21 protein-coding genes are annotated in these 20,941 nt (G+C 54.5%); 10 read left to right on the plus strand and 11 right to left on the minus strand.

Annotated elements, in window-relative coordinates:
• Positions 1-3: 3 nt before the first annotated feature.
• The 9 genes from C7436_RS16905 (at position 4) to C7436_RS16945 (ending at position 9,319) form a co-directional block, all read left to right on the plus strand.
• Positions 4-972 (plus strand): mitochondrial fission ELM1 family protein, encoded by a 969-nt coding sequence (locus C7436_RS16905; RefSeq protein WP_121208541.1) that lies wholly within the window; start codon positions 4-6, stop codon positions 970-972.
• Positions 969-2,087, plus strand: coding sequence for a glycosyltransferase family 4 protein (locus tag C7436_RS16910; protein ID WP_121208542.1), 1,119 nt, complete (start codon positions 969-971; stop codon positions 2,085-2,087). The genes C7436_RS16905 and C7436_RS16910 overlap by 4 nt, the downstream gene beginning before the upstream one ends.
• A complete protein-coding gene (locus C7436_RS16915) occupies positions 2,084-3,085 on the plus strand; it encodes a glycosyltransferase (RefSeq protein WP_121208543.1) in 1,002 nt (333 codons plus the stop codon). The genes C7436_RS16910 and C7436_RS16915 overlap by 4 nt, the downstream gene beginning before the upstream one ends.
• The gene (locus C7436_RS16920; protein WP_121208544.1) at positions 3,075-3,782 is read left to right on the plus strand and encodes a YrbL family protein; all 708 of its coding nucleotides are present in this window, start codon (positions 3,075-3,077) and stop codon (positions 3,780-3,782) included. The genes C7436_RS16915 and C7436_RS16920 overlap by 11 nt, the downstream gene beginning before the upstream one ends.
• A 79-nt stretch (positions 3,783-3,861) precedes the next feature.
• Positions 3,862-5,280 (plus strand): mannose-1-phosphate guanylyltransferase/mannose-6-phosphate isomerase, encoded by a 1,419-nt coding sequence (locus C7436_RS16925; protein ID WP_121208545.1) that lies wholly within the window; start codon positions 3,862-3,864, stop codon positions 5,278-5,280.
• A complete protein-coding gene (locus C7436_RS16930; RefSeq protein WP_121208546.1) occupies positions 5,277-6,185 on the plus strand; it encodes a lysophospholipid acyltransferase family protein in 909 nt (302 codons plus the stop codon). Before C7436_RS16925 ends, C7436_RS16930 begins: the two co-directional genes overlap by 4 nt.
• Positions 6,186-6,293: 108 nt before the next feature.
• Positions 6,294-7,268, plus strand: a complete 975-nt coding sequence (locus C7436_RS16935) for a glycosyl transferase family 90 (RefSeq protein ID WP_121208547.1) — start codon at positions 6,294-6,296, stop codon at positions 7,266-7,268.
• An 81-nt stretch (positions 7,269-7,349) separates the two neighbouring features.
• Positions 7,350-8,180: a glycosyltransferase family 2 protein gene (locus tag C7436_RS16940; RefSeq protein ID WP_121208548.1), complete on the plus strand. Its 831-nt coding sequence runs from the start codon at positions 7,350-7,352 to the stop codon at positions 8,178-8,180.
• Entirely contained in the window at positions 8,177-9,319 is a 1,143-nt protein-coding gene (locus tag C7436_RS16945) for a glycosyltransferase (protein WP_121208549.1), read from the plus strand. Before C7436_RS16940 ends, C7436_RS16945 begins: the two co-directional genes overlap by 4 nt.
• A 2-nt stretch (positions 9,320-9,321) precedes the next feature.
• Here C7436_RS16945 and C7436_RS16950 read toward each other — a convergent pair whose 3' ends face one another.
• From C7436_RS16950 to C7436_RS16990, 9 genes are all read right to left on the minus strand, one after another.
• Positions 9,322-9,969 carry an HAD family hydrolase gene (locus C7436_RS16950; RefSeq protein ID WP_236043543.1) on the minus strand — a complete coding sequence of 216 codons (648 nt, stop codon included), beginning with the start codon at positions 9,967-9,969 and terminating at the stop codon, positions 9,322-9,324.
• A gap of 49 nt (positions 9,970-10,018) precedes the next feature.
• Positions 10,019-10,573 carry a BUD32 family EKC/KEOPS complex subunit gene (locus C7436_RS16955; RefSeq protein WP_228198181.1) on the minus strand — a complete coding sequence of 185 codons (555 nt, stop codon included), beginning with the start codon at positions 10,571-10,573 and terminating at the stop codon, positions 10,019-10,021.
• 204 nt (positions 10,574-10,777) lie between these two features.
• The gene (locus tag C7436_RS16960; protein ID WP_228198182.1) at positions 10,778-11,410 is read right to left on the minus strand and encodes a hypothetical protein; all 633 of its coding nucleotides are present in this window, start codon (positions 11,408-11,410) and stop codon (positions 10,778-10,780) included.
• Entirely contained in the window at positions 11,391-12,665 is a 1,275-nt protein-coding gene (locus tag C7436_RS16965; protein ID WP_121208553.1) for a hypothetical protein, read from the minus strand. Before C7436_RS16965 ends, C7436_RS16960 begins: the two co-directional genes overlap by 20 nt.
• The gene (locus C7436_RS16970) at positions 12,659-13,753 is read right to left on the minus strand and encodes a phosphotransferase (RefSeq protein ID WP_158595271.1); all 1,095 of its coding nucleotides are present in this window, start codon (positions 13,751-13,753) and stop codon (positions 12,659-12,661) included. Before C7436_RS16970 ends, C7436_RS16965 begins: the two co-directional genes overlap by 7 nt.
• Before the next feature lie 85 nt (positions 13,754-13,838).
• Positions 13,839-14,594 (minus strand): 3-deoxy-manno-octulosonate cytidylyltransferase, encoded by a 756-nt coding sequence (locus C7436_RS16975; RefSeq protein ID WP_322934355.1) that lies wholly within the window; start codon positions 14,592-14,594, stop codon positions 13,839-13,841.
• Positions 14,584-16,185: an aldolase catalytic domain-containing protein gene (locus tag C7436_RS16980; protein WP_211329890.1), complete on the minus strand. Its 1,602-nt coding sequence runs from the start codon at positions 16,183-16,185 to the stop codon at positions 14,584-14,586. The genes C7436_RS16975 and C7436_RS16980 overlap by 11 nt, the downstream gene beginning before the upstream one ends.
• Positions 16,182-17,519, minus strand: coding sequence for an O-antigen ligase family protein (locus tag C7436_RS16985; protein ID WP_121208556.1), 1,338 nt, complete (start codon positions 17,517-17,519; stop codon positions 16,182-16,184). The genes C7436_RS16980 and C7436_RS16985 overlap by 4 nt, the downstream gene beginning before the upstream one ends.
• 67 nt (positions 17,520-17,586) lie before the next feature.
• Entirely contained in the window at positions 17,587-18,285 is a 699-nt protein-coding gene (locus C7436_RS16990; RefSeq protein ID WP_121208557.1) for a 3-deoxy-D-manno-octulosonic acid kinase, read from the minus strand.
• Positions 18,286-18,429: 144 nt separating this feature from the next.
• On the opposite strand from C7436_RS16990, the gene C7436_RS16995 reads away from it, so the two are divergent.
• Positions 18,430-19,464 (plus strand): glycosyltransferase family 9 protein, encoded by a 1,035-nt coding sequence (locus C7436_RS16995; protein WP_121208612.1) that lies wholly within the window; start codon positions 18,430-18,432, stop codon positions 19,462-19,464.
• Positions 19,465-19,506: 42 nt separating this feature from the next.
• On the opposite strand, the gene C7436_RS17000 is transcribed toward C7436_RS16995, so the two are convergent.
• Positions 19,507-19,914 (minus strand): DUF6165 family protein, encoded by a 408-nt coding sequence (locus C7436_RS17000; RefSeq protein ID WP_121208558.1) that lies wholly within the window; start codon positions 19,912-19,914, stop codon positions 19,507-19,509.
• Positions 19,915-20,005: 91 nt separating this feature from the next.
• Positions 20,006-20,932: a branched-chain amino acid transaminase gene (locus tag C7436_RS17005; protein ID WP_041654552.1), complete on the minus strand. Its 927-nt coding sequence runs from the start codon at positions 20,930-20,932 to the stop codon at positions 20,006-20,008.
• Positions 20,933-20,941: the final 9 nt, after the last annotated feature.

Consider the following 20,941-nt stretch of genomic DNA (forward strand, 5'->3'; position numbering starts at 1 on the left):
CTTTTGAACAGGGACTCCGGCGCCACCGCACCCGTTATCTGGCTGATTACCGACAACAAGGCCGGCCATCGCAACCAGTTACGCGGTTTGGGTAATCGATTGCGCGTCCTCGCCGGCGCGGACCTCCATTGGATAAACGCCACGGATTACCCAACCCCGATGTGGCGAGCACTGACGGGAATTGCGCCGGCTTTGGTGCCAAACCTGCCCGCCCCTGCACTTATAATCGGGGCCGGCTCAGGAACCCACCGGCTATTGCTGGCCTTGCGACGCTATCGCAAGGCAAAAACGCTCGTGCTGATGAAGCCTGGATTTCCCCTCCGCTTGGTCGATGCCGCCATTATTCCGGCCCACGACAAGGTTAAGCCTGCTCGCAACATTCTGATCACAGAGGGGGTAATTAATGCCGTCACGCCCCTGGCCAGGCTCACCAGCAAGCCCGAAGCTCTGGTACTGATCGGAGGACCATCGCAGCACTATGACTGGCATGATGATGCCATTCTTTCGCAGTTGGGCGACCTGATGGCACGCTACCCCGAATGGCGCTGGACCATCACCAACTCCCGGCGCACACCAAAAGCCCTGTCCGACAGCCTCTCGGAGCTTCAGGGCCCCAGGATTTCAGTCGTTGACCACAATCAGACGCACGAGGGCTGGCTGAACCACCAGTTCGCGTCATCAAGAGCCGTCTGGGTAACACCGGATAGCCAGTCCATGGTGTGCGAAGCCGTTACGTCGGGGGTGCCAACCGGCCTTCTGGATCTTAATCCTCGATCGGGAAGCAGGGTAGCCAATGGTGTCGAGCAACTCGCAAAGAAAGGACTGCTGGCGCACTGGGCCGACCACGCATCAATCATGGCCGAACAGCTCGAACGACAAGATCGTCTCTGGGAAGCGGACCGGGCCGGCCGCTGGGTAATGCAGATATTCCTGGGCAAGTATCAGAACAAGGACGGGGAGCGGACAAGGTGAGGGTTCTACAAGCGTTACCGGCGCTGCACAGTGGCGGTGTGGAAAGAGGTACTGTTGAATTCGCTGCCGAACTGGTGAAACGAGGCCACGAATCCTTCGTGGTTTCCAACGGCGGCCCGATGGCCGAACAGGTCCGCGGCCAGGGCTCCTCGCATATTCACATGCCGATACACCGAAAAACGCCGGCTTCATTCGGACAGATACTGCCCATGCGCAAGCTGCTGAAGGATCTGAAGCCAGACATCGTTCACGTGCGTTCCCGAATGCCGGCCTGGATTGTTCACCTGGCGTTGAAAACGCTGCCACAACATGAACGCCCGGCCGTAGTTTCGACCTTCCACGGCATGTATTCAGTGACGCCTTACAGCGCCATCATGGCAAAAGCGGACCAGGTCATAGCGGTGTCCAATTGCGTACGAGACTATGTTCTGAAGCACTTTGCTGTGCCGGAACACAAGCTGACGGTGGTCCAGCGTGGCGTAGACATTGAAGCCTTCCGCAACCGAGCCATCAACGAACAATGGCAAAACCACCTCCTCGGGAGGTTTCCTCAACTCGCCGGCAAAAAGATCATCATGATGCCGGGCCGTATCTCACGCTGGAAAGGCCAGTTGCATTTTCTGGAGGCCATGGCGCGTATCGTACGTCAACGCCCGGATTGTCACGGCATCATCGTTGGCGGCGCAGAACCGGGCAAGGAACGCTTTCTGCAGGAGCTGGAAAAGGAACGCAGTCGTTTGCAACTGACTGATAAAGTCACGTTTCTCGGCCAGCGAAACGATATGACCAACCTCTACCTGCTGGCCGATGTGGTGTGCCACATGTCCACCAAGCCAGAGCCCTTCGGCCGCACAGTCACCGAGGCCCTGGCGTCCGGTACACCGGTGGTGGCGTACAACCGCGGCGGTGCAGCGGAAACCCTGCAAGCCTGCTTCCGGAAAGGGCTGGTAACGCCGGACGACACCGGCGCGTTTGCCAGCGCCGTGCTCGGGCTGCTGGACAAACCCAAGCCTGATATATTCCTTCCGGACCGGTTTTTACTGCGGGCGCAGACAGAGTCCACACTCGAGATATACGAAGCAGCAATTCAGACCAGACGGGCGGCGCTCCAGTGAAGGTTCTGCTGCTGATGCTTTCCGATAGCCCCGGAATTGGTGGTATGGAAAAACATGCCCGGGAACTCGCAACCGGTTTGGCAGACAGAGGATTGTCTGTAACCCTCGTTGCGGGAAGAGAACACTTACACGAGCTTCCTTCGTCAGTCAGAGCATCCGTCATAAATACTTCTGGCTCTCGATACTCGCCTGCACTGCTACTTAGAATCTTTCGCCTGATTCATTCCGAAGGCTATGATGTGATCCACGCTCAGGGCACCAAGGCCGCCTTTGCAGTACAGCATCTTCGCCCGTTAATCAAACCATGCCGGTTGATTGCCACGATTCACGGATTCAAGTCCCGGTATCCAAAAGCCAAGGCATTTGATCGACTGATTGCGGTCAGCAAGACACTCGCGGCGTCGATCAACCAGCCCAACGTGTCGGTCGTCTATAACGGGGTTAAAATACGAAGCATACGAGAACGGAATCTACCAATGGCCGATACCCCGGCTTGGCTTGCGGCTGGGCGTCTGGTGCCGGTAAAAGGCTTTGCACAGTTAATCAAGGCTTTCAGATATTGTTCAGACAGCCTTTGGATTGCCGGAGATGGCCCTGAGAGGGAATCGCTGCAACAACTGATCGACACCACGGGGCAGAAGGATCGAATCCACTTGCTGGGTCATCGCAATGACCTGCCGGAACTGATGAATGCATCCAAGGGGGTAATCATAAGTTCCAACCGCGAAGGTTTCTCCTATGTCTGCGCCGAGGCACTGCTCCTCGGAAAGCCCGTTATCTCAACAAATGTGCCGATTGCCAACGAACTACTACGACCAGAGCATATAATCGAAACGACGACTCTGGAAGGGTTAATGGACTGCTTGAAAACCCCGGTCACAGAACTACTTGATGCCCAGAGCGAGGCGCGAGCAACCGCATCGCGTGAGCTGACGCTGGATGCAATGGTGGACAATACTATAACCATTTACCGTCAAGTGCTGCAGCATGAACTCTGATAAAACCAGCAAACGCAGGAATGCGCAGATAGATCTCAAGCCTCTTGTTCCCTTTGCACAGGGCGCAAACCGGTACTGCTTTCAACATCCCGAAAATAAAGACCGTTGTCTGAAAGTGATTCGCCCGGAAAATATCAAAGCTCGTTACAACCGACAGTCTCCACTCAAGCGCCTGCTCGGCAAAGCACGATTGAACGACAACTCGCAGGAATTAAAAGCCCACATGCAACCGGCAATCCGCCGGCTGATCCAGGCCGAAAAAGAATCAACTCTCTGGGCTCACCTGCCCAGATTCTACGGCAGCATTGAAACCAGTCTGGGCCATGCCAATGAAAGCGAGCTGATTCGGTGTGCAGACGGAACTGTCGCGCCAACCCTGGAGTCTTTTGTCCGTAACGGAGAGCTGAGCAACCAACTACAAAAAGCCATTAAACGCTTTGAAGCCTGGCTAGCGCAAACCCGGATCCTTACACGCAACCTATTGCCTCACAATCTGGTCGTCACGGATCGCTCAGGCCAGCCAGAACTGTTTCTGGTGGATGGCCTGGGGGCCCCTACCATTCCGCAGGCATTGGCACTGGTTCCCGGATGGAGTGATCGCTACATTGCGAGGAAACTCGCACGCTTCCACAAAAGAATGCTGTGGGAGCAGAGTAACGAGGGGCTCTCGTGGAAAGATTTCCAAAGCTTGAGATAAAACCGCGCCTGGCAGCATGATAAGATATCGGCCACTTTTATCTGCATCCATCGCAACTTTCACAACCCGGAGTGCGCACATGATTCACCCCGTCATCATGGCCGGAGGCACCGGCTCACGCCTTTGGCCACTGTCCAGGCAACTGAATCCGAAACAGTTCCTGAAACTGACGGACGATCAACTGTCCATGCTGCAACTCACCGTCGCCCGCCTTGAGGGCATGGAATCTGCGGACCCGCTGCTGATCTGCAATGAGGATCACCGGTTCCTGGCGGCAGAACAGATGCGCCAGTCCGGCTACAACGATGCCCGCATTATCCTGGAGCCCTGTGGCCGCAACACGGCGCCGGCCATCGCCCTTGCTGCCCTGCAACTGATCAGAAAAACCGATGAGAATCAGAACCCACTGATGCTGGTACTGGCGGCGGATCATCTGATCAAGGATATGGGCGCATTCCAGAACGGTATTCGAAAGGCAATCCCGCTGGCCGAGCAGGGCAAGCTGGTCACCTTCGGGATTGTACCCGGCCATGCCGAAACCGGTTACGGCTATATTCAACAGGGTTCCGGACTTGCAGACGGCAGCTTCGAAGTCAGCCGGTTCGTCGAGAAACCAGACCAGAAGACTGCGGAACAGTATCTCAGCTCCGGCGATTACCTGTGGAACAGCGGCATGTTTCTTTTTGGCGCTCGCACTTACCTTCAGGAACTTCAGAAACACCGCCCGGATATTCTCGCCATTTGCCAGGCTGCGCTGGATGACGCAAGTGAGGATCTGCATTTCACCCGCGTAAACGAAAGCGTCTTTGCTGAGTGCCCGGAAGACTCCATTGATTATGCCGTCATGGAAAAAACGGATAACGCTGCGGTAGTCGCACTGGATGCAGGCTGGAGCGATATTGGTTCCTGGTCAGCGCTTTGGGAAGTGAGCGACAAGGATGCCAACGGCAACTGTTTCTCGGGCGATGTCATTGCCCACAATACCGAGACCACCCTGGTTCGGGCCGATAGCCGACTGGTAGCCACCGTAGGTGTGAAGGACCTGGTGATCATCGAAACAAAAGATGCCCTGCTGGTCGCTCACAAAGATCAGGTTCAGGACGTCAAGAAAGTGGTGGAAGCGATCAAGAATGATGGTCGCCACGAACATATGAATCACCGGGAAGTTTACCGCCCCTGGGGGGTATACGATTCCATTGATAACGGTACCCGTTATCAGGTCAAGCGAATCACGGTTAAACCCGGCGCCAAGCTATCGGTTCAGATGCATCACCACAGGGCTGAACACTGGATCGTGGTCAGTGGCACCGCCAAAGTTACCAATGGCGAGAAAACCTATCTGGTCACGGAAAACCAGTCCACTTACATCCCGGTTGGCCAGATCCATTCTCTGGAGAATCCCGGCGTCATCGATCTTGAGCTGATTGAGGTTCAATCCGGCTCCTATCTCGGTGAAGACGACATTGTTCGTTACGAGGATCGATACGGTCGGTCATGAGCAAGCTCAAGTATTTTCTGATTGCCGGCTTGTTGCGTATCGCCGGCCTGCTGCCTCTGAAACTTGCCCAGGCCATTGGCAGGTTCGTCGGTTTGCTGGCCTGGCGCCTGAACGGTCGCTCGCGAAAAACCACCGACGTAAACCTCAGGATCTGCCTGCCGGAACTATCGGCGGAGGAACAGCAAAGACTGTCGAAGGAATCCATGGCCCATACCGGCATGACGGCGATGGAGATTCCTTTGATGTGGGAATGGCCGGTCGACAAGTGCTTCAAACTTATCAAGGAAACCCGAGGGTTGGAGCTGGTTGATCAGGCGTTGGCCTCCGGCAAGGGACTGATCCTGCTCGCCCCCCACCTCGGCAACTGGGAACTGACCGGACTGTTTTTTTCGTCTCGCTACAAGATGGCTGCCCTCTACAGCCCTCCCCATATCAAGGAATTCGAGGACTACATGATCCGCGTACGTGGTCGTCTGGGTTCCGAACTGGTGCGCGGTGACCGTAAGGGACTGCTCCGGCTGATGGGCATTCTGAAAGAAGGCGGGGTGGCCGGCATACTTCCGGATCAGTCGCCACGAGGCAAAACCAACGCCTATGCTCCCTTCTTCGGGATGGAAGTGCGCACCATGACGCTGGTGAATCGCCTGATTCAGAAAACCGGAGCCAACGTTCTGGTCACTTTTGCTGAACGCCTGCCGGATGGCAATGGGTTCCGTCTGATCGTTGAGGAGGCGGCTCCGGGCAATGGCGACTCAGATCCCGTGGTGGCCGCAACTGCGCTGAATCAATCGGTCGAGAAAGTCATTCGAATGGCACCAGCTCAGTATCAATGGGAGTACAAGCGCCTGCGACATCGCCCGCCCGGCAACCCCAACCCCTATTACCCTCATAAAATCTGTCGTTAGCGCCAGCCCCAACGTCATCGAATTGCCACAGAATCGTCACCCGGATGACATGGGGCTTGATTACAACTTATTGCCATACATTTCTCGTCCGGTATTCAGGAAGGTTGTATGGCAAAGCAGAACGCCCGCCCCAATCGGTTGCACAAAGCCGGCTTCTATGCCGCCAACGCGTTGTCCGGCGTTCTGCCCTGGGCGTGGTGGTCACAGCAACGTGACCGCCTTATGTCTGAGCTGGAAAGCCTGACGCCAAGCATCCGAGCACACATCATGGCCCGGGTTCGTTACTACAACCGTTTACACCAAACCTTCGCACCGGCGCCCGATGCCGAGCCCATCCGCTCGTTTTCACCGCGCAATAAAAGCAGTGCCTATTACTTTGATCTTCGTAACGTGATTCGTTACTTTCCACGGGACGCCAGGGTTGCCTATCAGTTAGGCGATGTTACCCGCATACCCGAGCACCCTCGTTTCGTGAAGAGCCGGCCAATCACCGCTGGCGACACCAACGCGCACTCCGTGCTCCTGAAACTCAATACTGTTCGCCACTACGTCAAGGTAGACGATAAGCTCGCCTTCGAAGATAAACACTCCACGGCTGTCTGGCGGGGAAAATCCAATCACCCGGAACGCATTGCTTTCGCCCGAAAATGGGCCGACAGCCAACTTTGCGATATCGGGTGTGTGCGCCACAAAGAGCCAACAGTGCAGGCCTATCACAAGCCTTTCATGACCATCCCGGAGCAACTCGAGCATCAGTTCATCGTTAGTGTGGAAGGTATCGACGTTGCCACCAACCTGAAATGGATCATGGCATCGAACTCTCTGTGCCTGATGCGGCGACCGAGATTTGAAACCTGGTTTATGGAAGGCACCCTGCAGCCAGACATCCATTACGTCCAGCTCAAGGATGATTTTTCCGATCTTGAGCAGAAGGTCACCTACTACCGTGAGCATCCGTCGGAAGCAAAGCGCATTATCACAAACGCCCGACAACATGCGGCGAGGTTCAGTAATCACAACCATGAGCGACTGATCTCGCTTCTGGTTATCGATCGTTATCTGAGGTTGTCCGGGCAGATCTGAAAAACCCCTGACAGGCATCCAGGCCGGAGCAAGTGTATACTAGGGCCCGTTTCAATCTGACGGCTCGGGCACTGGTATCTTATGTCTCCAAATTCCATCGGCGTGGTGATTACCACCTACAACTCCCCCCTCTGGCTGAGCAAAGTGCTCACTGGCTATGAATGCCAGAGCTTCAGGTCATTCCGTGTCATTATTGCGGACGATGGTTCGGCCAATGAGACAAAAGAACTGATTGATTCCTTCAAAGCCCGCGGCATTCTCACGATCGATCACGTATGGCACGAAGACGACGGGTTCCGAAAGTGTCAGATTCTCAACAAAGCCATCCGTGAAACACAATGCGACTACCTGATTTTTACCGATGGTGACTGCATTCCCGAACCGGATTTCATTCAGACCCATCACGATCTGGCCCGGCCCGGTTACTTTCTTTCCGGCGGTTACATCAAGCTGACCATGACGGTATCCGAGGCCATCACCGACAATGACATTCGCTCCGGTGACATCTTCAAGCCCCAGTGGCTGGTTGCCCACGGCCAACCCAAGAACCACAAGCTCTGGAAGCTTTCCTCTTCCCGAGGATTCCGTCGTTTTATGAACCGGATTACCCCGGCAGCCGCAAGCTGGAATGGCATGAACAGTTCCACCTGGACCAAAGACCTGATTGCGGTGAACGGTTTCAACGAAGACATGCAGTATGGTGGCCTGGACCGCGAGCTGGGTGAGCGTCTGTGGAACTATGGCCACAAATCCATGCAGATTCGATACAGCACGGTGTGCCTGCATCTGGATCATGCCCGGGGTTATTCAAAACCCGAGATCTGGGCCAGGAACCGGGCCATCCGGAAAGCCGTGAAGGAGAACAAGACCTTCTGGGCCGAAAATGGTATCAAGAAGAAGCAACCCGCATGAGAACACTGGTTGTTATCCACAGTCTGAAAATGGGCGGTATGGAGCGCGTCGCGGTCAATCTGGCCGATGCCTTTGCCGAGGAAGGCCATGAAAGCCATCTGCTTTCATGCCGGAATCACCCCAATGACCTGGCGCCTGCCAACCCGGGCGTGAAACTGCATTACTTTGATCAGTTTCAAGCCTTGATGAAATCGATTATTGGCATTCCGGTCTTTCTGTTATCCCGGCTGCTGCTTGGCGTCCTGCTCCCTCGCTCCCACTTCATGTGGGTTGGCTGGCTCAGCGGCTGGCTGCTCAAACGCCACATCCACTCCCTGGAAAAGCAGCACGGCCGGTTCGACCGAATCATTTTCCGTGGACTGGGCACCTTCAAATACTTCTGGTCGTTTCGGGATGAGCGTTGTGTCTACGTTCTTGAAAACGTCATTCATTACGATCGGCCACTCTGGCAGAAAGAGCTGGAGTGGAAGCTGGTGTTCCACCGCCGCCACCTGGCCTGCGTGTCTTCCGGCGTCATGGACTCGGCCCTTGAGGCCTTCGAAAAAGGCAGCATTCAGCCTGCCAGCCTTCAGGTAATCACCAACCCTTGTCCGATCAGACAGATCGAGACACTGGCTGGCGAGCCTGATCCGGATATTCCCACCGCACCCTACATTCTGAATGTGGCGCGCCTGGTGCCCCAGAAGGGCCATGCGCTGCTGTTGGAAGCCTATGCTCGGTCAGGAATCAGCCACAAACTTGTGATTGTCGGAGAAGGGCCTCTGCGCAGCGAGCTCGAAGCCAAGGCCAGAGAACTTGGCATCCACGACCGAGTGTTATTTGCAGGCAAGCGTAAGAATCCCTATCCCTGGATGAAAAACGCCGACCTCTTTGTGCTCGCTTCTGAATACGAAGGCCTGGGAATTGTGCTGACCGAGGCCCTGGCCTGTGGCACACCGATTATGGCGGTCGAAAGCCGCGGTGGCGTTCGCGACGTATTCCGGGGAGATCTCGAAGCCTACCTGACGCCGAGAACCGTAGAGGGGCTGGCCAATAGACTGTCAGACATAACGCATCAGTTACCCATTATTGTGAAGCCGGAGTGGCTGGCACCTTTTCGTAGCGTAGTGGTTGTTGAGGCATTCCTTCGTACACCTTGACGCTACTGCTGCGCTAACTGGTCGACAATATCCGATATCGAGTCCAACTGATACCGGGCAGATGAAAAATCAAAAGTCGACTCGCTCCATGCACGAACAAATATAAAGTCGAGGCCTGCACGGCTCGCGGCTTCGATATCGTAACGGCTGTCCCCTACAAAAACCCCGGGCGCCTGTATCAAGCCGGCATTAATAGATCTACTCAGAATTTCGTCTTTGGTATCGGGGCTACCAAATATGCCAAGGTCAAAAAGCTCGTCCAGTCCACGCTTGGCAAATACCCAACGCAACTCCTCCTGGTCGCCTCCGGAGACGACCATCCAGCCGGCACCTTGCGTTAATCGACGGAGTTCATCGAGCCTGGGCGCCACCTGGCATTTCAACAGGCCTTCGCGTACATGGCTCGCATAGGTCTCCAGCAATACTTCAAGCTCCTCGGGCTCAACGCGGTCCTGCCCTACTATATCGGTCAGAAAGTGCTGAAACTTTACGTAACGCGAAATGCCCCCGTTAGCCATATGATACGCCACCAGAGTCGCAGCACTATCCTCTCCATAAGGCTCAGCAGCACGATAGAAAGCCGTGGTTTTTACTGAATTTGAATCCAGCAATACGCCGTCACAGTCGAATACCCAGGTACGATAATCCAACACCAAACTTCCTCTTATAGAGTAATGACATCGATAGTCCAGACACCGCTCACTGACGGGGCGATTTTCTGCGACGGCGGGACTTTTTCCATTGCCGGAACCGAACACTGCCCTGCTCCAGCCACCTTGCCAAAAGAAACCAGGCAGAACGCCTGACAGACGCTGGCAATTGAGCGTCTGGGAGGCCTGCGCTGGTAAGAAAACGAATCAGTTCGCGATATCGGGCCAGAGTTCCAAATAGAAAGGGTTTCTTCAATCTGAAATCAATAAAGTGAACCCTGCCCTCACTGATAAGAAAATTGGCGAGCTGGGGATCGTTCCTTAAATATCCCTTTTCATGCAAAGCCAACAGCTGTGACAACACTGCACCGCCATCGTTTGCAGAGGCAGGACGCCCCTCAAGATAACGATAGATGACAAACGAGTCGATCACAGAGCCATGCAGCTTTCGTTCGGCAGCCAATACCGGCACCGGCGCACAAAACCCGAGGTCTTTCATCAACAGCAAATGCCGGAAATGTCTGGCAGCATCACTGCCTCGAAAAAAAGTCAGTAATCGCTCCCATCGACGTTTGTTGCGCGCACGGGGGATCTTCAGCAACAAATCTTCGCCCCTGAACACGACACGGGCACTTAATGTGCGCCAGTTATCCCGGAAAACTTGAGGGCGCTCCAGGCTACCATCCAGTACCGCTGCCCACAGAGCTTTGGCGTCGTCCTCGGACAACCTTGAGAGCAACATCCAATCTTCGACCCTGAACTCGTGCGCGGCACACGCCCTAGTGGTATCAATGCCAGCTGACATAACCTATCCGTGTCGAAACTGTTGCAAGGTTGAGAGTGCATCCTGGTGTACGACACCAATCTGGGCCGGAATAACCAGGTCCAGAATCCTGGCCATGGCAAATCGATGTGCACCCGCACCGCTGAAAACAGGCTGACCGCCCGGCCCCAGGTGAATCTGGACACCGCCAACCTCCCTGAAATTGCCGGGGGTAAGCTGCCCTTGGGCCAACAATTGACCGCTGGCACTAATGCTTTCAAATATACGGTCCAGCCTCTCGTAACGCTGCTTTACATCCGACAGGTTCGAACAACCATCAAAACGACCGCTTTGCGATCCTGATATTCGCTCCATCAGGTAGTCATAGGCTCCGGCTTGCTGCCACGACTCACCATCCACCCAGTGACGATAACAGTACCGTATCTTCGGATGCTCAATCACCGGCTTGACGCCCTCATCCGGCCAACGGTGCACAACCAGACCAGAGCCTTGACGTAAGCGCGTGGAAAACGTTCTGTACAAAAGGCTCGATGGAAGATATTCCAGACATTCACGAGCGGGAACGTCAATTCTCTCGCCATATTGAGGAGCCATCGGGCCGTATTTCAAACGATTATAAAAATCGCGGCTAAGCGCTCTAAAGAAGTGCTTGCTCATCAGCCCCGTGCACTCGCTGTAAACTTTTCAGGTAGCCATCAAGCCCCATTTCCATGACATCTTCGAAGCGGTCATCTCCCCGAATGTAACCAAGCTCCCATAAACGATTGATGACCTTATACTGCAGTATTGGATCATGGGTCTTGATAAAGGACCGGGTGTACTGAATGGGCTTTGCACCAGGCGCCCGATAGCCGGCGTAACGCCCTGCAGAAAGCATTAAGTCGGTATTGAACACCTTGATATAGGACGGATTAAAACGCAAAAGGTCCAGCATAGCGTTAGGGCCTGCATTCAGGTGAGTATCCGGCAACAGCCATTGCAGGGATTCCAATTGTCGAATTCTTCGCTCATCATACGGGAAACGGCTGCGTCCTTTGCGATTAATACACACCCCCCAGTCCATTTGAGCGAGCACCTCAGCATAAGGACCATCTGCCAAACGCTCGGCCTGAGTGTTGTTATAGTAGCTGACGTCAATACGCTTCCCCTGAGTCTCGCTATCACGGCCTTTATCCCCTCCCTGATAGCTGAACTTTACTACTCGATCAAACCCATCAATCTCTGGCCCTTGCGCTACGGTGACCGGCACTGGCCCCACCAGCGCCAGTTCCCGCCCGAAGACATAATCGCCAAATGCCTGATCCAGCTCATCCGACCCGGAACGATCACCAATGGCCCGAGACGGCCGTTTGCCAGATAAAAGGTCAAAGAGCCAGCGAGCCTGTCGAAGCTTTTCACGGGATAGATCAGAATGTTCCAGCCGTACGATCAACTCCTCAGCGCGGACATAATCCTGCAACTCCAGACAGCAATACATCCCGCAGGCCAACGCTGCCGTTGTCGGAACCTTGGCCCCTGCATCATCAGCGATAGAGGCACCGCATAAAATCGCTTGCTGCCTGAATCGCTGAGCAAACCCGTACAGCCCGACTCCGATAGCTAAGCGACACAGATCCAGCCACGCCAAAAACGGTATACTGTGACAACTCAGTGCCTGCACCGAGGACTCCAGCGACGTTATGTCATCTGGCGATAATACAGGCTTTCGAGCAGCCCCCAAGGCAACCCACTGCCGCCAGATAAAGACGAGCTCCTGTTCAGGTGCGGGATAGCCAAGTTTCCGGAAGCAACGCTCAAGCAGCTTTTCGGGCTCAGCAGCGGACTGCGCCGACTGGTAGACTTCTTGTAGTTGTAAAAAACGCCACCAACGTTGTTTGCGTTTTCTACTGTACAGCCATCCATCAATCAGCATTCTGTTATCTCCATACGCTCCAGTACCCGCGTCAGCAGCGACGACAAGAGACTGTCCCCTAAGACTGATCGTTTACCCACGCCGAACACCAGAGTATAGAAAAGGCCGGCATTCACCAGAATCCGGTTATCTTCTTTCCCCCCGAAATGGTTGATCAAGTCCGACTCCAGTTCATCAACCGTCCGGCCACCAAATCCTCGTGCCAATATCAGCCCCGGGGCGTAACCAATGGGGTAAATACCGCAAGAATCCCAGTCCAACATAGCTCCGGAGGCCAGGATATTTTTGCGATGAAGATCTCCATGAGCCAGAAAGCGCGGACAATTCTGCTCAACCCAATCGGTGATCGCATCAAACTCCGACAAGTGTTGCGGCGCCGTGCCTGCAATCCAGTCTCTTGTAATCGTATGGGCGTTAATAAATTGAGGGTGCGGACGCCGAAGCACAGAGTCCAGAGGCACCGTCTGTACGGGCAAATCCATCAGCATTCTCACTGCTGCGCCTCCGGCAACGACTGCCCGACTCTTGGAAATACGGGTTCCAGGAGTCAGCCTGGAATAAATGATCGCCAGTTCACTGCCTTCGCGTATTTCCATGATTCGTGGCATGAATAGCTCACCGGATGAGAGAGATGGCCCGAAAAAAGCGTTCAGGGCCTTAACTCGCTCAAGATCATCATTATCGCGACGCCGATAAACCTTTTCGAATTGCCAGGCATCGACATCCGCTTGACCGGTGACCTTCAACGCCCGATAGCAGTTCAACGTCGAGTCGCCACTACCGCTGCCAATAAAGCTGGCCTTTTCTGTCTCTTGCTCTGCGCTGACGGGTTTTACCGTGTCAAAGGCCTCAAGCAAATGTTCATAGGCTTCATGCTGTTCATAACATGAAAAAACATAACCCAGAAGCTTCAGCTCTTGCCAGGATCTGGCCCCGGGATTCTCGGCATCAGACGACAAACCATATGACAACAAAGGGCTAGCAAGATAATGGGGCTTGGCTGCGCGCCACATTCTATCGGCCAGTCTCTGGCGCATTGGCAAGCGCAGCTTGGCGGCGAGGATCAATAGAGCTCGTGCACGCTTCACTCGATGGCGAAGCGCCTTTGGCAATTTAGGGTTATCAGCCTCAGGACGCGGACTGGCCAAATGCTCGGTTACAGGTATCACAATCTCAATGCTGCCTGGCGCGCAAGGCTGCTTCGACTGGAGCGACGTCTTCGGGCACATCAACAGCCAGACTGCCAGGACGTGTCTCAACCATCAGTACGTCTGTCTCAAGCTCCAGAAAACGCAGAATCTCAATATCTTCACTCTGCTCCAGAACGCTTTTTCGGCCAAATCTGGCAAACCGCTCGAGCTCCTCTTTGGTAAATGCGTAGATGCATACCTGCTTCCGATAGCCCTCGGGCTTGTTGGCGGCATCCTTGAAACCCGGCAAGGGTGTGCGAGACATATATACCAGGCGGTTCGACTCGGTAGTGATCACTTTCGGAATATTGACGTTCGCAGGATCTTCCAGATTGGACAACCAGCTAAAACCATTAACGACCATGTCCATGTTTGCTTGTTTACAATCCGCGATTTTGATTATGTCTCCTGCATCCACCAACGGTTCATCACCTTGCACATTGATGTATATGTCAGCATCAATCTTCTCAGCAGCTTCGGCCAGACGATCCGTACCGGTCAGTGCATTGGAGCTTGTCATTACGGCATTATATCCTGCGGCTGTAACGACTGAAGCTATACGCTGGTCTTCGGTAGCCACGTATACGTTTTCAGCAGTTACGGCTTTGGCCGCGACATCCGCTACCCAGAGGATCATTGGCCTTCCAAGCAGCTCAACCAGCGGTTTGCCGGGATAACGGCTGGAGCTGAATCTTGCGGGGATCACTACTACGGTTCTCATTAAGCCCTCACATACCATAAATCGAACGTACCGGCACCGAATACCTTGTGGGCGTTACAGCCAAAAGCGGCAAAGCTTGGGGATGCTGCTGATACATTGCCAATAACGAATGCATTTCTGCCGTACGCGGGTCATCGGCTCCAAAGCCATCAAAGCCGGCCATGAGAATTCTGCTGGCGTTTCCGCTCGTAGCGACCGACAAAGCGTAGGCAATGACCAGTGACGTCGGCTGTGTACACTGCGTCGTCTCGAAACTGAAGTTGCCGCGCACGACTTGCATGCCGAAATCCAACAGTTGCTTGCCATCGAGCCGGGCACGCACATCCTCGGAAAGGGCACCGACCGGAGTAATCAGTGGCTGGGGAAGCTCGGCATGAACCTCCGCATCGGCAAGCAAGCGTACCGGATGGCAGGCGACTCGGACATCTATCATTGAGGGATTGATAGCGGTCTGAGTATTCAATGCGACCACAACCGGAGCTTCTCGGGTGATGTACTGTTCCAGAGCCAGACGGTGCTCCCGCGCGCCAGGCCCTGAGCCAAGCAGCAACACCTCTCTTCCTTGCAGTAGCTCTGAAGGTGCCCAGCAACCATGCGTCTCACGGTGTAAACCGTGTCGTGCAGAGTCCAGAGCATCGCGGCTGAATTTTTTGCCACCCTCATGCCGCAAGTGTTCAATGACCGCCAGCAGGTCTTCCTCTACGTAGCGGGAATCTGCCAACATCTCTTGAATAAAAGACGGATGGATCCCGTACTTTCCGGCCAGAAAGTAATATGGATTGGTCCCCCACCCAAATTGTTGTTGCATAGGGCGGAAATCTGTTCGGATCAGACTCATTAACGGAATCAGGTTACATGGCCGTCCCGTTCGCTCACTGAGCTCAATGATCAGTTCTTCAGTGCGGGCATTTCCCGGCCCACGCCCCATACCCGTTACCGTTGAGTCAACCCAGGACACTCCTTTATCCAGGGCTGCCAATGTATTTTGCAATGCCCGCCCCAGATTGTCGTGGGTGTGAATGCCCAACGGGCCGGTCCATTCCTGACGAATCCAGTCGATGATGGTGCCGGTTTGCTCCGGAGTCATGCCCCCCATACTGTCAGCAAAATACAAAACATCCGGCTGCCAATTCTCGGCTTCGCGTGCAAGATTCCGGATTTCTTCCTGAGAACGGTCCGCCACCTGCATCAGGTTAAAACCAACCCGGTACCCTCGCGCCTTCAGCCAAGGCGTGGCCTGGAGAGCTTCGGCAAACTCATGGACATGACAGGCAACACGTACCAAGGAGACTGGAGAAACCGAAGCCTGTTGCGGAAACAAGGCCTGGAGGCGCGCTTCGAGGTTCTCCCCCACCAGCTCACTGGCATTCACCATGACCCCGATGTCGAGGCCTTCCGGGAGGTTCAAACCAGCCAGATATTCATCCCTGGAGAATGCAAAAGCCCCTTTAAAGCCTTCGTTTTTGAGTGAACGTAGCCCGATTTCCACCACATCTATTCCGGCGGCATCCATTGCATCAAGGTATCGCTGAGCCAGATCAGCGCCAAAATTCCAGCTATTGTAATAACCACCATCCCTTAGCGTGCAATCCAGTTTAATCACGGTCATATATGCCTCTCGGGTTCCCGGGCGCTCAATTGCATATCTTGGAAAATGTATGATGCAGCAACGCCCATAAGGACATTGAACATCAGGACTCCCTCAGTTTGGAACAGTAACCCATCGAACAGATTGGCCACCATGAAATAGCTGAACGTTGCCCCCAGAAAAATCATCATGTCCAATGGCATCTGACGGTGCCGCCAACAACGCAAAATCCCTACGACCGCCCAGGCGAAAAGACCAAGCACTACGATAAGCCCGCCGATACCATAGCGCAGGGCTGCCTCCAGATAACTATTGTGCACCTGGCTGAACACGCCTCCATCGCCTTGCCTGAGTTCAGGGGTATCGAGAACGATTTCACCGGCCCTGTAGCCCCAGCCAGTCAATGGCCTCTCACTGATACCCTCAAATGCCTCTGAGATGAACAACAGCCTCAAGCCCCAACTGGACTTCGGTATTTCATCCAGATCTCCTTCAATGACTTGAGATACAAGCTCAGCCTCTTGACCAAAACGATCCTCTATCAGATTGGAGAGCCCCAGCGCCAAACTCAATAAAACCGATAACACCAGTGCCGCAACAGCGCCCCCGGCAATGTACAACTTGGTACGCCGCGCCACCCTCGAAAAGGCCATCAGCAGCAGGAAAGCTATCAACAAGCCCGGCACCAAAGCGACCATGGCCGTCCTTGACTGAGTAATAAACAGCATCGTGAGAGCAAACAACAGCAATAACAACCAGACAATGAGGCGAACAATGGAAAGCCCAGGACGCAAGACGAGCCGATAGCCAAAACAGATCAGACCGAGAGCGACAGCACCAAACAGCAAGCCTGAGCGAATGGGGTTGATTCCAAACTCTGCTCGAACACCATCCAACCCGTTCGCAATCTCAGAAAAACCATTACCCGATAGCCAAGGCATGACCAGTACGAAAAGTCCAAAGGTAATGAGATAAGCCTGAATGCGATTATGATTTCCCGCCAGCACGCAAGCCAGGAACAGAAACATGAACTTGTCCAGGACGTCTTCCAGAGACGGGCCTGAACGCGCCAGGTCTGGGTGATCGAGAACCATTCCTGCCCAGCTAAGAGTCGCTATAACGATTGCCGCAGCAAACAGTTTTACGGGCAGACTCCAACGGATGCCCCTGGCATATCGGAAAAACACGTAGAGCCCAAAGACCGCGAACAGTATTTCCACTGCATTCGGCAACCGCCAAAACGTAAGAGGGAGCACGGAATAAAGGACTGCCAGCAATGAGAGCAACAAAAACAGCCACCCTGGCGGACTGACAATCGCTTCTCCACTTGTGCCTTTTACAGATAGGCTCTTCATTAGAACTATTTTCCCATTCTTTTAGCGTTTTCCGGTCGGAAACTCCGGCTTTGTTATTAACAACACGCTATCCCTGCGACTGCATTGCCCCCTGACGAGACACCCCGTGATACCCTTCCATGAGCGGCCGCCATAGCGCCTCTATATCAACTCCTCCCATGCGTTTGAACAGAGAACGACGCAGGCGGGCCAGGTTCTTTAGCTTCCACTCGGTTACGCCACCAGGCTCCGAGCCCCGGATATCACATTTATCGAAATCGATCAGATACACACGCCCGTTACCGATCAGAATGTTATCGCAATTCAGATCAACGTGATTCAATCCGGCATCGTGGAAGCGACGAATCGTTTTCCCGATATCAAACCACAGGCCCTCATCCGCCATGTTGGTAGCTTCTGGCCAGGGGACCGCCCCAATGATTCGCCGCAGTAAAATATCTGCCTGATAGACGATTCCATGTCGAACAGCCCTCGCAGCAACCGGTTCAGGAACGGGCAAACCTTTACGGAAGAGTGCCTCAAGAACGCTGAACTCTTTGTAGCTTCGGGTCTCGTGCCATCCGGTGTACAAGTAGCTCTTCGCAGAAATCCGAGCAGCCATGCCGCCGCGACGATACTCACGCAGAACCATGTCACCGAACTCGGTGGTGACAAACCAGGCGCCTCCCCGCCCGCCCACCGACACAGGACGGGCAAGTTCTCCCCAATACCCGGGTACCAACATGTTTTCTGTAATAGAGGGGTAGGCAGGATTAACAATAAGCATGGATCAACCTGGTAGCCGGCATCTTCTGCAGATTCTGAGGAAGACCCCAGCCCCATCAGTAGGATAAGATGGGACCAAGTTTACCAATGAGCCCAGCCCGGCTCCACATCCAGCAGTTAAAGATTGGAAACGGACAGTAATTTGATCAACTCAATCTGCATCCTGCGCCTGTCAGCCATTGGCGATGTTACCCATGTCATCCCCGTGGTGTTGAGCCTTCAGGAACAACTCCCCAACGTAAAAGTCACCTGGGTAATCGGCAAAATCGAGGCAAAACTGATTGGCGACCTGCCCGGTGTCGAGTTCATCATTTTTGACAAGAAGGCTGGCCGAGCAGGCTACGCGGAGCTTCGCCGGAAAATGAAAGGCCGCAAATTTGACGCTCTGCTACACATGCAGGTCGCTTTCCGAGCAAACCTGGCGGCGGCCTGCATCCCGGCACAAGTCAAAATCGGCTACGACAAGGCCCGGAGTAAAGACCTCCACAGCCTGTTTATCAATCGGCGCATCGCACCCGCACCGCATCAGCATGTCAGGGACTGTCTGGCAAGCTTTCTGGAACCACTGGGGCTCAAGGCCGCGCCTCCCCGCTGGGCTATTCCGCTCACTGACGCCGATCACGAATTTGCTCATGGCCATCTGGCCAAGGACAGGAAGAACCTGGTCATCAGCCCCTGCGCCAGCCATACACTGCGCAACTGGCCCGCTGAACGCTATGCTCAACTGGCCGATTACGCCATTGAAACTCATGGCATGAAGGTCATTCTGGTGGGCAGCCCCGCACCGTTCGAGAAAGAATACTGCGAGGCTATCGAAAGCGCCATGAAACACCCGGTTCACAATATCTGTGGCCAGGACACCCTGAAACAGCTGACTGCTCTGATGAGCCATGCCGACCTGGTTGTGGCCCCCGACACGGGCCCGGCGCACATTGCCAGCGCCGTCGGAACTGATGTACTCGGCCTATTCGCTGCCAGCAATCCTAACCGCTCAGGGCCATACAGTTCGCTGAAATGGTGTGTAAACCGCTACCCGGAAGCCCTGAAGCAATTCACCGGAAAAACCGTTGAAGAGGCCCGCTGGGGCGCCAAGGCAGAATTTGAAGGGGCGATGGAACTGGTATCGGTGGACGATGTAACGGCGATGCTCGACCAATGGGTCACGGAGCATTCAGGGTAGCCGCACCCGCCCCCTCAGGGGCGGATGCATACGGAAACAGGATTATTTCCGTGCGGTGTAGTCCTGATAAGACTTCTCTTCCACAAAACGTGAACCCAACGCCAGGTTCACTTCTTTTTTAATGGCCGCACGCTTGTCATTCGTGACATAAACAGCGCGTGCCAGCTCAATAAAGCGGGGACCAAAGTCCTGATCCGCTTCCTGGTCACGGATGTCGTCCTCAATCACCCAAAGCTCCTCGTTAACCGCTTTGAGCTGCTTACGCAGATCGGCGATATCATCGGCTTTGTCGGCCACGGCTTCATCCCAGGTCTTGCTGAGCTCTTCCAGTTCAAGGCGAACATTTCTGACCTTTTCTTCGTCCTTGATGCGCTCGGATTTGATTTCGAGGATGGTGATCTTGTCCAGCACCTCACCAAAGGAAACGGGAACCTTGATTACGTCTGCCATTGTCTCGTCCTGCTTGCTCGTGGATTCCAAATAACAAGGCCGCCGGGGCCTGTTCAGCGCCGGCGGCCACTTCATACAGATACTGGCTGGATCAGCCTTTTACGTGGCTCAACCACTCTGAGTGCTTGTCTAGCTTCCCCTTCACCGCGTCAAAATACATGCTCTGCAGCTTTTCGGTAACGGGACCGCGCTTACCTTCACCGATCTGGCGACCATCCAGTTCGCGGATAGGCAGCACTTCGGCAGCCGTGCCAGTAAAGAACGCTTCCTCAGCAACGTACACCTCATCGCGGGTAATGCGGCGCTCTTTGACCTGCAGACCAAGGTCTCGGGCAAAGTCAATGATAGTGGCACGGGTGATACCTTCCAGGCAGGAAGTCAGCTCGGGGGTGTGCAATACACCATCACGCACGATAAAGATGTTCTCACCGGAACCTTCCGCCACGTAGCCCTCGTTATCCAGCAGCAGCGCTTCCTCGGCACCACCGGAGATGGCTTCATTCAGGGCCAGCATGGAATTGATGTAGTTACCATTGGCCTTCGCCTTGCACATGGTGATGTTTACATGGTGGCGAGTGTAGGACGAGGTGCGCACCTTGATGCCCAGCTCCTTCGCTTCCGGAGACATGTAAGACGGCCAGCTCCAGGCCGCAACCATCACATGCACCTTCAGGTTGTCGGCACGCAGACCCATGCCCTCAGAGCCCAGAAATGCCATCGGGCGCAGATAGGCCTCATCGAGATTGTTTTCCCGCACCGCTGCTCGTTGGGCCTCGTTGATCTCGTCCTTTGAGAACGGCATCTTCATGTTCAGGATGTGCGCTGAACGGAACAGCCGATCGGTATGTTCTTTCAGGCGGAAAATCGCCGGGCCATTCGCGGTGTTGTAGGCACGCACACCTTCAAAGCAACCCAGGCCATAGTGCAGGGTGTGGGTGAGGACGTGGGTTTTGGCTTCCCGCCAGGGAACCATTTCACCATCCAGCCAGATAAGGCCATCGCGATCAGCCATCGACATTCTGTTCTG

Source organism: Marinobacter nauticus, from assembly GCF_003634635.1.
GTDB lineage: Bacteria > Pseudomonadota > Gammaproteobacteria > Pseudomonadales > Oleiphilaceae > Marinobacter > Marinobacter nauticus.